Source organism: Winogradskyella costae (assembly GCF_013403865.1).
GTDB classification, from domain to species: domain Bacteria; phylum Bacteroidota; class Bacteroidia; order Flavobacteriales; family Flavobacteriaceae; genus Winogradskyella; species Winogradskyella costae.
In genome coordinates this window covers 130,113-143,010 of sequence record NZ_JABFDK010000006.1, presented here as the reverse complement: position 1 = coordinate 143,010, position 12,898 = coordinate 130,113, and the positions used below count along the sequence as shown (strand labels likewise).

Sequence of the window (12,898 nt, the reverse complement as noted above, 5' to 3'; positions counted from 1 at the left end):
AAAAATAAATGAAGTCTTATATGAAAAAATATATAGTTGTCTTATTGATCGCTTTATTGTATAGTTGTAAGAATGAGAATTCTAACTCCACCACAACAGATAATAAAATTAATCAAAAAACGTTAACTGCAGACGAAATTATTACTAAATCTATTGCGGTTTCTGGAGGTGAACGTTTTAACCAATCGAGTTTGAAATTTGAATTTAGAGATACCTATTACCAGGCTTTGCGGAAAAACCATGAGTTTTTGTTAGTTAGAGTTTTAGTAAAAGACAGCGATTCTACTTTTGATATGTTGAGTAACGTCGGGTTTGAGCGTTACCATAACGATGCTTTTGTAAAGCTTGAAGATTCCATTGCTGATGTATATTCTGCGTCAGTAAATTCAGTACACTATTTTTCTGTATTGCCCTATGGTTTAAATGATACTGCTGTTAATAAATCACTTTTAGAAAGTGAGCAAATTAAAGGTAAGGATTACCACAAAATAAAAGTAACATTTAATGAAAATGGTGGAGGTGAAGATTATGAAGATGTTTTTGTGTATTGGGTAAATAAAGAAACTTTTAAAGTTGATTATTTAGCGTATTCATATGCCGAAGTTAGTGGTGTAGGTATGCGATTTAGAGAGGCTTATAATGAACGTTATATTACGGGGTTGCGCTTTGTTGATTATAACAATTATAAAACTGAAGACGTTACAATTCCAATTGAAAATATAGCAAAGGCTTTTGAGGCAAATGAACTAAAGTTATTATCGAAAATAGAACTCGAAAATATAAAAGTGGACTTAGTTAACAACTGATAATTTTGAAGTCTTACCTGTTTTTGATAGGGTCACGATATAAAGATTAGCATTGTTGTCGTCTTCAATATCTTCATATTTTTCATTGCCTAACAAACCATTTACGAACTTTGGAGTTGTATTACTATGACCAACAACTAATACGGTCTGCCCTTTAGTTTTTTCTATGAATGCTTCAAATTTTATATCTGAAGGACTATAAAGTTGTATGTCTATGTTATTTGCTTGTGCAGTAGGTAAAGCTGTTTGTTTTGTTCTGTTGTAATCTGTAGAATAGATGGCATCAAACTTTACGTCTTTAAAATGGTTTCTCCAATTCTTGGCACGTTCCAATCCTATATTATTAAGGTTGGGATTCTTGTTTGTTTTGTCAATGCGTTCTTTTTCAGCATGTCTAATTAAATAATACGTAGCGACGTTTTCCTTTTGTTCTGATTTTTCAGCACAAGATGAAAAGAAAAGTAGCGAGATAAGTACTAGTAGAATTAATTTCTGCATAATGAATTAGATTAGTTAAATAAGGCTAATTTACTACTTCTATTATAAACATGAATAATGCGAACAAGTATAGGATCATTTTAGGCTAATTCTAGAGCAATTTCTATCATACTTTTAAAAGTCGTTTCGCGCTCTTTACTAGTAGTGCTTTCGCCTGTGACTAAAGAGTCTGATATAGTTAAAAGAGCTAGGGCATTAACATTATGTTTAGCCGCTACGGTATATAGCCCAGCAGCTTCCATTTCTACGCACAATACACCGAATTTAGACCATTTTTTAAAGGCTTCTTTATCATCCTCATAAAAGATATCTGACGATAAGACGTTACCTGCTTTAATCGGAATGTTTTTAGTACGAGCGGCCTCGGTAGCTTTTATAAATAAGTCGAAACTCGCAGTGGGCGCAAAATTAGCACCTCCAAAGCGTAGTTCATTAACACCAGAGTTAGATGAGGCCGCCATTGCTATAACGACATCTCTTATTTTTACCTCCTTTTGGTAAGAACCAGCGCTACCAACCCTAATAAGGTTTTTTACGCCATATTCTGTTATAAGTTCGTTGGCATATATTGATATACTTGGCACTCCCATACCAGTTCCCATTGTAGAAACACGTTTGCCTTGGTAGGTACCAGTATAACCCAACATACCTCTAACTTCATTAAAGCAAAATGGATCGTCGAAAAATGTTTCGGCAATCCATTTTGCTCTTAATGGGTCTCCAGGTAGTAATATAGTTTCTGCAATTTCGCCTTTTTCGGCTCCGATATGTACACTCATGCTACAAAGTTAAGCAAAGTGTTTTAATTAGTATGCTGCGTTTGACATTAGATTATTCATCATGGCAACTCCAGATGAAGCTCCAATTCGGTCAACTCCAATGTCTACATATTTTTGAGCAGTTTCCGCATCTCTAATGCCACCAGAGGCTTTTATTTTAAGTTTATCTCTAACTGTTTTTCGCATAATTTTAACAGCTGTTAATGTTGCTCCGCTTTTTGAAAAACCAGTAGATGTTTTTACAAAATCAGCTTTAGCATCAATACAAATTTCGCAAGCTTTTACGATTTCATTTTTTGAGAGTTCACTAATTTCTAAAATTACTTTAAGCGTTGTATTGCCAATAGCAGTTTTAATTTTACTAATATCCTTGAGAACAGCAAGATAATTTTTGCTTTTAAGACGGCCAATATTTATGACCATATCGATTTCTGTTGCACCTTGCTCGATAGCCGATTTGGCTTCAAATATTTTTGCTTCAGTAGACATCGCTCCTAAAGGAAAACCAACGACGGTACAAATTTTAACTTCAGATCTTCCTAAGGCTTGTTTTGCTATTGGAACATAACAGCTATTGACACAAACGGAGTAAAAATTGTATTTTAAAGCTTCTTCGCAAAGTTTCAAAATGTCTGCTTCTGTAGCAGAGGCACTTAATAAAGTGTGGTCTATGTATCTATTCAATTTCATTTTATTATAAGTAGGGTTATAAAATAAATTCGCTATAGTAATTATCTACAACGTAGAGGGATTACTAGTTATTAATTAAAAATTTTAAGTAGTGTTGGAATTAAATAGCTCGACAAAACTAGTCATTAATCCGTTAAAAGGAGTGTTAAAAAAAATAATTTATTATGTCGTTCGTCGAATAATTGTTAATAACTCGTAAACTATTTAATTACTAGGACCATATAAATTCAGTTTGGTAGGATTTTTTTTACGATGCTATTTTATTAGTTTCAAAAAGGTAAAAAAGAAGAGCAATACTCCTTTCAAATGCTTGAAATTTGTATTGCTCTTAACCAACCAATCATTATATAGGCTATAATAATACCTATAATGTTACACTGTTTTAAATACGCTCTACTGTTAATTTACCTTGATTTCTAAAAACAAGTTGACCATCAAACTCGTCGAGTAAAATAATACTATCAGTGTTTACTCTACCAGATAATATTTCTTTACTTAACTGATTTAAAACTTCTTTTTGAATGACGCGCTTTACGGGTCTTGCTCCATATTCTGGATTATAACCTTTATCTGCTAAAGAATTAACAGCTTCTGATGTAGCATCAAACGTAATGCCTTGTTTAGCTATCATTTTAGTAATGCCTTTAAGTTGTAAACCTACTATAGATAAAATGTTCTCTTTCGATAAAGGTGTAAACATTATAATATCATCAATTCGGTTTAAAAATTCAGGTCTTACACTTTGTTTTAATACTGCTAAAACATCGACTTTTGCGGCTTCAATTGCTGAAGGAATATCTTTAGTGGCTTCAAATCGCTCTTGTATAATTTGACTTCCCATATTAGAAGTCATAATAATTATAGTGTTTTTGAAATCTGCAATTCTACCTTTGTTGTCAGTTAAACGGCCTTCATCTAAGACTTGTAATAAAATATTGAAAGTATCTGGATGTGCTTTTTCAATCTCATCTAATAATATAACTGAGTATGGCTTTCTTCGAACAGCCTCCGTTAATTGACCTCCTTCATCGTAACCAACATATCCCGGAGGTGCACCAACCAATCGACTAACAGCATGACGTTCTTGGTATTCACTCATGTCAATACGCGTCATAGCATTTTCATCATCAAACAAATATTCAGCTAATGCTTTTGCCAACTCAGTTTTACCAACACCTGTTGTTCCTAAAAACAAAAAGGTTCCTACTGGTTTATTAGGATTTTGTAACCCGGCTCTAGAGCGACGAACAGCATCACTCACCGCTTCAATTGCTTCTTCTTGCCCAACGACACGTTTGTGTAATTCATCTTCAAGTTTTAGTAATTTCTCACGATCGCTTTGAAGCATTTTGGTTACCGGAATTCCTGTCCATTTTGCGACAACATCTGCAATATCTTCATAAGTCACTTCCTCCTTTATTAAAGATGTACTTTGCTGTTTTGCCAAATCCTTTTGGAATTTTTCAAGCTTTTCGGTCGCATCTTTAATTTTTCCGTATCTAATTTCAGCAACCTTTCCGTAATCACCATCGCGCTCTGCGCGTTCAGCTTCAAGTTTATAGTTTTCAATCTCTTCCTTTATGTTCTGAACGTTATCAACGACTTCTTTTTCGGACATCCATTTCGCGTTTAGCTCGTTTCGTTCTTCTTTGAGATTTGCCAAATCAGATTTTAAGCTTTTTAACTTGGTTTCGTCCTTTTCACGTTTTATAGCTTCATGTTCAATTTCCAATTGCATAATTTTACGATCTAAAACGTCTAACTCTTCGGGTTTAGAGTTGATTTCCATTCGTAATTTGGAAGCAGCTTCATCCATTAAATCGATAGCTTTGTCTGGAAGAAAACGATTGGTTATGTAGCGTTGCGATAATTCTACAGCACCAATGATAGCTTCGTCTTTAATTTGAACTTTATGATGTGCTTCATATTTTTCTTTAATACCTCGAAGAATAGAAATAGCACTTTCGGTATCTGGTTCATCAACTTTTACCATTTGAAAACGACGTTCTAGAGCTTTGTCTTTTTCAAAATATTTTTGATATTCATCTAAAGTCGTTGCGCCAATGGCTCTTAATTCTCCACGAGCTAAAGCAGGTTTTAAAATGTTAGCTGCATCCATAGCGCCTTGTCCACCACCAGCACCAACAAGTGTGTGTATTTCGTCTATAAACAGAACGATATCTCCGTTACTTTCTGTTACTTCTTTGATCACGGCTTTTAAACGCTCTTCAAATTCCCCTTTAAATTTTGCACCCGCAATTAGGGCGCCCATATCCAAAGCGAAAATCTGCTTGTCTTTTAGATTTTCTGGAATATCTCCATCGATAATTCTGTGTGCTAAACCTTCTGCGATAGCAGTTTTTCCTGTACCTGGTTCACCAACTAAAATTGGGTTATTTTTGGTTCTACGTGATAAAATTTGAAGTATTCTTCTAATTTCCTCATCTCTACCAATCACAGGATCTAACTTTCCATCTTGGGCTAGTTGATTTAAGTTCTTAGCATATTTATTTAGCGAATTGTAAGTTTCTTCTTGACTTTGAGAAGTAACACGATCACCTTGTCGTAATTCTTCAATAGCAGTATTTAAACCTTTTTCAGTAACACCTTGATCTTTTAGAATCTGAGCAATTTTACTCTTAGATTTAAAAATGGCTAAAATGAGATGTTCAATTGAAACGTAGTCGTCATTCATCTTTTTAGCGATGATAGACGCTTCGTTTAACGTTTTGCTAGCTTCTCTAGATAGCATAATATCTCCGCCAGAAACTTTAGGGAAACTTTCAAGGTCTTTATCTAAAATTTGTTGGAGCATTGGTATATTGACATTTAACTTTTTAAGTAAGAAAGGCAATACATTTTCATCGACCGTAAAGAGTGCCTTAAAAAAGTGCTCGTTCTCTATCTGCTGATGACCAAAACCTTGAGCGAGCTGCTGCGCTTGCTGAATGGCTTCTTGCGATTTAATGGTATAATTATTAAAATTCATCGTATAAAGTTTTTATATAGTTTGATAAACAGAGGCTTGAGTTATACGTTATTAATGTACCCAAAGCCAAATTGTTTAATAAATTGTTGTATTTGTATATCACTAGTCAATTATCTTACCATTCTTAAAATGTAAGAAAAAAATGACAAAATGACTGATTTTGTATTTTTTAGCGTGACGTTTTGACTGTTTAGGTGTTATTTTAAATAATTTATAAAACCATTAACTATAGAAAAAAAATAGACGTTCAATTTATGAATAAAACCTACAATGCATGAAAAAACGTCACTTTACATTATTTTAATTTTATATAGTGATGAGACTTGTAAGTTTCGAGTTTATATACGACATTTATAGTATGGGATTATTCAATAAACTATTTAGCGGTTCGTCAGAGCCGAAAGAAGAGAAGGTATTACCGTGGTTGCCTTTAAATACGATTGATCAATTAGATATTATTCTAGAAAAGTCTAAAACCAAAGCGCAACTGATATTTAAGCACTCTACACGTTGCGGAATTAGTAGAATGGTTATGAATCAATTTGTGTCTGCATACGATCTGGAAATGAATGTAGATTTATATTATTTAGACTTACTAAGTTTTAGAGATGTTTCTAATGAAGTTGGGTATAAGTTTCAAGTGATGCACCAATCACCTCAACTTTTAGTTATAAAGAATGGAGTAGTTGTGGCACATGAATCTCATGGTGCTATTAATGAAATGGATTTTGCTCAATTGATATAAGGATTCTATTTTAATAATACAAGAGAGATTGTTCTGGTGTGGTGTTTATTATGAGGGCTTAGTAGCTAATCTTATAAGTCCGATGATTTTGGTTAACATAGAAAAAATGTATTTTAATAAATATAAAATACAAAAACAAAAATATAGGTAAGACTTCTTTAGTTTCGTTAAAAGATTTTGTATTAACTGTCTTAGATGTAATTATTTGATTTTTAGCTATATGTTAAAGTTGCTTTTGACTAAAAGAGTGTTCAAATATAATTTTAAACCTATTTCAGCTTCCATATCGTCATTGGATTGCAATAATCATTTATAAATAAGATTATTGTCTTTTGGTAAGTTATATTTTTTTTGATGCTAGAAATGAAAATTTAAAGGCCTTATTGTATCTGAGATTTTGAAAAGTACAACATAAAAAAACTCTCAGACTTTAGTATGTATATGCAAAGTCTGAGAGTTTTAATTTATAAATATAGAAACAATTTTAGCTGCCTCTTATACTATAGGAGTTAATGATATCCTTTAGTTTTAATTTAAGATCTTCACCAGTATCAAATACCATCTGCTCATCGGTTGGAAACAGAATTTGTCTTTGTCTCATAAGGTTTCTGTCACTATTATTTAAAGCACGCTCATCTCCTTTAAAGGTTCCAAATATATTTTCGAAAATATAACCACTATCTATTGTAAATGTATCAATAGTCTGATTGTGTTTTAGGTCTGTATAAACGACATCTGCAATAAGCTGAGCTGATTTAGTTTGTACAACTTCAATAAGGCGTGCCTTTACATTGATGATTTTGTCAATCTTTATATCATTACCAAGGCTATCTTTCCTTACATTTCCTGCTCTATCTAATAGGTATTCCCAACCATCTACAACATTTTGTTCTCTAGTTACTAAACGTTCATTAATGCGTTCTGGCGAAATATTTATTTGCTTTAATTGTAATTGCATCGCAAAATCGTAATTAATAGCTTTATCTGTATTAGCATGGTAAGTTGTCCAGAATTGATTTAATCCATAGGTGTTAAAATCTAATAATTCTGATTCTAAACGTTGCGGAATTATTTGTTCTGTATGGTTTTTAATAGACACATGTACGTAATCCATTCCTTTTTGATGTGCTTCTGTAATTAAACTTCTGTTTTCTTCAAAATTCGGATTAATACGTTCAATATAACTAAAAATGTCATGTGCTTCTCTGGCGTTATATTTGTCGTTAGAATCTAAAAGTGCGATACCTTGATTAATTAAATAATCAGAAGTTTTGTATCTATAATCAACCAGTTCAGAGCTGTAATCGTTAAATTTTAGGTGCAACGTTTTTCCATTTATTTGCAAAGGCATCACGCGTTTTATAGCAACTTGCCTTGCTTCTAAATCCGAATACATATTGTAAATAATTTTATACTGCTCAGGATTGCCATCTTTTTTAAGATGTTTTATCGTTTGTAGATTCTCGTCTAAAACTTTATTATAAGCATCCTCTAGCATTATAATATAATCTTGCTTTCGATTTTTATCTTTATTATTTTCTAATTTTTCTAAAGCTTCAGAAATAGCGTGGTCATAATTTCCCTGGCTAATGGCGCTTTCAATTTGTTTTTTGGCACTACAAGATACGAGTACCGTAACAAGGACTGATAAGAGTAAAAATTTTTTCATAATCTTGTGTTTTTTGTGGTTATAAATCTGTAATTCCAATTATGATGCCAAAGTAAAAAAACTTTTGATACTTAGAATGATTTTTATCTCGAAAGCTTTTAAGATAAACTAATGAGTCGACAGGCTTTGCAATGCAGCTGCATCTCTATTCAAATCCAAAAAAAATTAGAATCTTACGGATTAACGATAAAGATTTTTGTTCCTTTACAAATCAATAAAAGGCTCATGTTTCGTATAGAAAACGGATATTTTCATACTATAGAATCTCATCTTTTGGAAGCACTTCCTAACCAATTCACCTTTCCGTTTTATTACACTCCCCATTCGCTTTGTATTGCAGCGGCAGATGAGGTTAAGTCGTATTTAAATTTTCAAACAGATTTTGAACACAATTTTGGACTAGACGACCACAAGAAAGGTTTAAGAATCGGTAAGATGTTTGGTATTATGATTGTTGAAACTGAACAAGGGCAACTCGGTTATATTACTGCTTTTTCAGGAAAATTAGCAGAAAGTAACCATATTGAAGGATTTGTACCACCAATTTATGATACTTTAGATACAGACGGTTTTTACAAAAAAAATGAAACTTATGTAAACAGTTTAACAGCTAAAATTGAAAGTTTAGAGCGAAATCCTGATTTAGAGAAAGCCAAATTAAACTTAAAACAGACAAAACTTGAAACCATCCAAAATCTCGAAGATTTTAAAAGGAATGCAAAAGCTGAGAAGCAATTAAGAAAACAACGTAGAGTAGAAGCAGAGGGTAGACTCTCAAGTGAAGAAAAAGAATTGTTTTTTGAAAATTTGAAGCAAGAAAGCATTCAGAATAATATTAATTTAAAATACTTAAAATTAGACTTAGAGGCAGTTGTACTAAAAGCAGAACAAAACTTAGCCAAATTAATTCAACCTATTGAATCATTAAAGTTAGAACGAAAAAGACTATCAGCTCGCTTACAAAAGAAAATCCACGAGCAGTATAAATTCTTAAATGCCAAAGGTGAAATAAAAGATTTAATCACCATTTTTAAAGACACAGACTTAGGAAAACCACCGGCAGCAGCAGGCGAATGCGCTGCTCCCAAATTGTTTCAATACGCTTATGCGCATAATATGAAGCCTATTGCTATGGCAGAATTTTATTGGGGAATTGCACCCACGGCAGAAGTTAGGAAACATGGGCAATTTTATCCTTCTTGTCGCAGCCGATGCGAACCGATTTTAGGACATATGATGCAAGGTTTAGATGTTGAGCCGAACCCTATAGAATTAGCAGGCAAGTTTGATGGCGAACTAGAGATTATTTACGAAGATGATTTTTTGTTAGTTCTTAATAAGCCGCAGGAGTTTTTATCAGTTCCAGGAAAAACGATTAAAGATTCCGTTTTAACAAGAATGCAAAGGTATTTGCCAGAGGCAACAGGCCCTTTATTGTTGCATCGCTTAGATATGTCTACTTCAGGCTTGCTATTGGTTGCAAAAAATGAAAGAACGCATAAAAAGCTTCAAAAACAATTTATTAATCGTACCGTAAAAAAGCGCTATGTTGCGATTTTAGACGGCACTTTAAAAACAAAAAAAGGAACCGTAGATTTACCGCTTAGAGTAGATTTAAATAATAGACCTAGGCAGTTAGTTTGCTATGAGCACGGTAAAAAAGCGACTACTAAATATGAAGTAGTTGAGGTTAAAGATAACAAAACTAGAATCCATTTTTATCCAATTTCGGGTAGAACACATCAGTTAAGAGTGCATGCGGCACATCACAAAGGGTTGAATATGCCTATTGTTGGTGATGATTTGTATGGTACGGTTTCAGATCGGTTACATCTTCACGCAGAAACTTTAGGTTTTGAACATCCTGTGAAAGGTGATTGGGTTAGTTTTAATTGTGAAACCCCATTTTAGAATCCGTTTTATAGTGTTTAATTTGAAGCAAAAAAAAGACCAAAGTAATTTAACTTTAGTCTTCTTTAAATATAAATGCGCTTATAATTACTTCTTTTTCTTAGGATTAAAAACAGGTAATAACTGTGTTTTAACCTGTCCGAAACCAATTCGAATATCATCATTCTGGCAATACCCTCTCATAATAACAGTATCGTTATCATTGATAAATTTACGCTCGCTGCCATCTTTCATTTTTACAGGTTTTGTACCTTTCCAGCTCAATTCTAACATAGAACCATATGAATCTGGAGTTGGTCCTGAAATCGTACCACTTCCCATTACATCACCAGCATTAATAGGACAGCCATTAACCGTATGATGCGCTAATTGCTGAGCCATATTCCAGTACATGTATTTAAAGTTAGATTTGCTAACCACTGTTTCTTTTGCACCTTTTGGCTGAATACCAACTTCTAAATTAATATCAAAACTCTTTTTTCCTTTTGTTTGTAAATAATCTAAAGGCTTAGGGTTTTGTTGAGGACTTTCTGTTCTAAATGGTTCTAAAGCATCTAAAGTAACAATCCAAGGCGACATTGATGATGCAAAGCTTTTTCCTAAAAATGGTCCTAAGGGTACATATTCCCATTTCTGAATATCTCTAGCAGACCAGTCATTAAATAAAACCAGCCCAAAGATATATTCTTCCGTTTCTTCAATAGGAATAGGTTCTCCTAAATCATTAGCATCTGTAGTAATGAACGCCATTTCTAATTCAAAATCTACTAATTTTGAAGGGCCGAACACGGGCTCGTTAGCGCCCTCTGGCAAAGTTTGTCCTTGTGGACGATGAATCGGAATTCCTGATGGGATAATAGATGAACTACGACCATGGTACCCAACTGGCATATGCACCCAATTTGGCATTAATGCGTTATCAGGGTCTCTAAACATAGTACCAACATTTGTAGCATGTTCTTTACTAGCGTAGAAATCGGTGTAATCACCAACCTGAATCGGTAACTGCATTTCAATTTCATCTAAACGAAACAAAATAGTTTCTTTATGTGGGTTATTATTTTTTAGAGCCTCATTTTCAGCATCAAAAATCTGAGCGATTCTATTTCTAACTAAACGCCATGTTTTTCTACCATCTGCTATAAAATCGTTTAATGTATCTTGAAGAAAAATATCATCCGTTAACGGAATTCCTTCAAAATAACCTAATTGATGTAAGGCACCAAGATCAATTGCTGTATCTCCAATTCTTGTTCCAATCGTTATAATGTCGTCTCTTGTTAAGAAAACACCAAAAGGAATGTTCTGAATTGGGAAATCTGAGTTTTTACCGACATGTAACCATGAGGTACGATCTGGATTGTTAGCGGATAATGGCATAGAGTTATTGTTGATTAATTGTTCATTAAATTCATTCAAACCTACATAATTTTTGATATTTAAACTAATGTATTCACTATTTTTGTATTGATTTAACAAACACATTATTTATGCAACGCGACGAACAAATATTTGAACTTATTAAAGCCGAAAAAGAACGCCAAATAGATGGCATAGAATTAATAGCATCAGAAAATTTTGTTAGCGACCAAGTTATGGAAGCTGCAGGTTCTGTACTAACTAATAAATATGCTGAAGGGTATCCTGGTAAACGCTACTATGGTGGTTGTGAGGTTGTTGATGAGGTAGAGCAGATTGCTATTGATCGTGCTAAAACCTTATTTGGTGCTGCATATGTTAACGTGCAACCGCATTCTGGAAGCCAAGCAAACACAGCTGTATACCACGCATGTTTAAGTCCAGGAGATACTATTTTAGGATTTGATTTGTCTCATGGTGGACACTTAACTCACGGATCTCCTGTTAATTTTTCGGGTAAATTATACCGTCCTACATTTTATGGTGTTAAGAAAGATACGGGGCTTATTGATTACGATATGTTAGCTGATCAGGCACAAAAAGAAAAGCCAAAATTAATAATTGCTGGTGCTTCTGCTTATTCTAGAGATATGGATTTTGCGAAGTTTAGAGAAGTAGCTGATAGTGTTGGTGCTGTTTTACTAGCGGATATTTCGCATCCAGCAGGGTTAATTGCTAAAGGAATTTTAAGTGACCCAATGCCACATTGCCATATTGTTACAACAACAACCCATAAAACCTTAAGAGGACCAAGAGGTGGTATGATTATGATGGGTGAAAATATTGATAACCCGTTCGGAATTACTTTAAAGAATGGTAATCTTCGTAAGATGTCGGGTTTATTAGACTCGGCGGTTTTTCCAGGAAACCAAGGAGGTCCATTAGAACACATTATCGCTGCTAAAGCTATTGCTTTTGGTGAAGCCTTAACGGATAACTTTATGCATTACATGCTACAAGTAAAACATAATGCAGCTGCTATGGCTAAAGCATTTGTTGCTAAAGATTATAATTTAATTTCAGGTGGAACTGATAACCATATGATGTTAATTGACCTTAGAAATAAAAACATTACTGGTAAAGATGCTGAAAACGCTTTAGTAAAAGCAGATATTACGGTGAACAAAAATATGGTGCCTTTTGATACCGAATCTCCTTTTGTAACATCTGGGATTAGAATAGGTACTGCCGCAGTGACCACTAGAGGTTTAAAAGAAAGTGATATGCCATATATTGTAGACTTAGTTGATGAAGCTTTAACGAACCATGACAATGAAACGGTTTTAGCAGGTGTTGCTGAAAAAGTAAATACACTAATGGGTGGACGCGCTTTATTTAATGCTTAAAAATTAAAAACCATTTAGGTTGAAATTTATATTCAAAAAGCCTTTC

The 12,898-nt window shown here is 33.5% G+C and carries 10 protein-coding genes; 4 read left to right on the top strand and 6 right to left on the bottom strand.

From position 1 onward, the window contains the following. The first annotated feature begins 20 nt into the window (after nt 1–20). Nucleotides 21–806, top strand: a complete 786-nt coding sequence (locus HM986_RS13020) for a DUF6503 family protein (protein ID WP_179335526.1) — start codon at nt 21–23, stop codon at nt 804–806. Here HM986_RS13020 and HM986_RS13015 read toward each other — a convergent pair. The 4 genes from HM986_RS13015 to clpB form a co-directional block, all read right to left on the bottom strand. After that, entirely contained in the window at nt 792–1,304 is a 513-nt protein-coding gene (locus tag HM986_RS13015) for a SixA phosphatase family protein (RefSeq protein ID WP_179335525.1), read from the bottom strand. The two genes, HM986_RS13020 and HM986_RS13015, sit on opposite strands and share 15 nt — an antisense overlap. Before the next feature lie 80 nt (nt 1,305–1,384). After that, complete coding sequence (gene deoD, locus HM986_RS13010) at nt 1,385–2,083, bottom strand: purine-nucleoside phosphorylase (protein ID WP_179335524.1); 699 nt, start codon at nt 2,081–2,083, stop codon at nt 1,385–1,387. 27 nt (nt 2,084–2,110) lie between these two features. Then, nucleotides 2,111–2,773, bottom strand: coding sequence for a deoxyribose-phosphate aldolase (gene deoC, locus HM986_RS13005; protein ID WP_179335523.1), 663 nt, complete (start codon nt 2,771–2,773; stop codon nt 2,111–2,113). Nucleotides 2,774–3,155: 382 nt separating this feature from the next. Beyond that, complete coding sequence (clpB, locus tag HM986_RS13000; protein ID WP_179335522.1) at nt 3,156–5,762, bottom strand: ATP-dependent chaperone ClpB; 2,607 nt, start codon at nt 5,760–5,762, stop codon at nt 3,156–3,158. A gap of 358 nt (nt 5,763–6,120) precedes the next feature. Here clpB and ytxJ point away from each other — a divergent pair, with 358 nt between their 5' ends. Further along, on the top strand, nt 6,121–6,507 hold the full coding sequence (gene ytxJ, locus HM986_RS12995) for a bacillithiol system redox-active protein YtxJ (protein ID WP_179335599.1): 387 nt from the start codon (nt 6,121–6,123) through the stop codon (nt 6,505–6,507). A 484-nt stretch (nt 6,508–6,991) separates the two neighbouring features. On the opposite strand, the gene HM986_RS12990 is transcribed toward ytxJ, so the two are convergent. Then, a complete protein-coding gene (locus tag HM986_RS12990; protein WP_218841439.1) occupies nt 6,992–8,176 on the bottom strand; it encodes a hypothetical protein in 1,185 nt (394 codons plus the stop codon). Between the two features lie 225 nt (nt 8,177–8,401). Here HM986_RS12990 and HM986_RS12985 point away from each other — a divergent pair, with 225 nt between their 5' ends. Next, nucleotides 8,402–10,087 carry an RluA family pseudouridine synthase gene (locus HM986_RS12985; RefSeq protein WP_179335521.1) on the top strand — a complete coding sequence of 562 codons (1,686 nt, stop codon included), beginning with the start codon at nt 8,402–8,404 and terminating at the stop codon, nt 10,085–10,087. An 87-nt stretch (nt 10,088–10,174) separates the two neighbouring features. Here HM986_RS12985 and fahA read toward each other — a convergent pair whose 3' ends face one another. Then, nucleotides 10,175–11,467, bottom strand: coding sequence for a fumarylacetoacetase (gene fahA / locus HM986_RS12980; RefSeq protein ID WP_179335520.1), 1,293 nt, complete (start codon nt 11,465–11,467; stop codon nt 10,175–10,177). A 110-nt stretch (nt 11,468–11,577) separates the two neighbouring features. Here fahA and glyA point away from each other — a divergent pair, with 110 nt between their 5' ends. Further along, entirely contained in the window at nt 11,578–12,852 is a 1,275-nt protein-coding gene (glyA, locus tag HM986_RS12975; protein WP_179335519.1) for a serine hydroxymethyltransferase, read from the top strand. The last annotated feature ends 46 nt before the right edge of the window (nt 12,853–12,898 follow it).

Bases quoted from the DNA above. Each gene is read 5' to 3' on its own strand.
- deoD (WP_179335524.1), bottom strand. From the start codon at position 2,083: ATGAGTGTACATATCGGAGCCGAAAAAGGCGAAATTGCAGAAACTATA.
- HM986_RS12990 (WP_218841439.1), bottom strand. From the start codon at position 8,176: ATGAAAAAATTTTTACTCTTATCAGTCCTTGTTACGGTACTCGTATCT.
- glyA (WP_179335519.1), top strand. From the start codon at position 11,578: ATGCAACGCGACGAACAAATATTTGAACTTATTAAAGCCGAAAAAGAA.
- clpB (WP_179335522.1), bottom strand. From the start codon at position 5,762: ATGAATTTTAATAATTATACCATTAAATCGCAAGAAGCCATTCAGCAA.
- ytxJ (WP_179335599.1), top strand. From the start codon at position 6,121: ATGGGATTATTCAATAAACTATTTAGCGGTTCGTCAGAGCCGAAAGAA.
- HM986_RS12985 (WP_179335521.1), top strand. From the start codon at position 8,402: ATGTTTCGTATAGAAAACGGATATTTTCATACTATAGAATCTCATCTT.
- HM986_RS13020 (WP_179335526.1), top strand. From the start codon at position 21: ATGAAAAAATATATAGTTGTCTTATTGATCGCTTTATTGTATAGTTGT.
- HM986_RS13015 (WP_179335525.1), bottom strand. From the start codon at position 1,304: ATGCAGAAATTAATTCTACTAGTACTTATCTCGCTACTTTTCTTTTCA.
- fahA (WP_179335520.1), bottom strand. From the start codon at position 11,467: ATGCCATTATCCGCTAACAATCCAGATCGTACCTCATGGTTACATGTC.
- deoC (WP_179335523.1), bottom strand. From the start codon at position 2,773: ATGAAATTGAATAGATACATAGACCACACTTTATTAAGTGCCTCTGCT.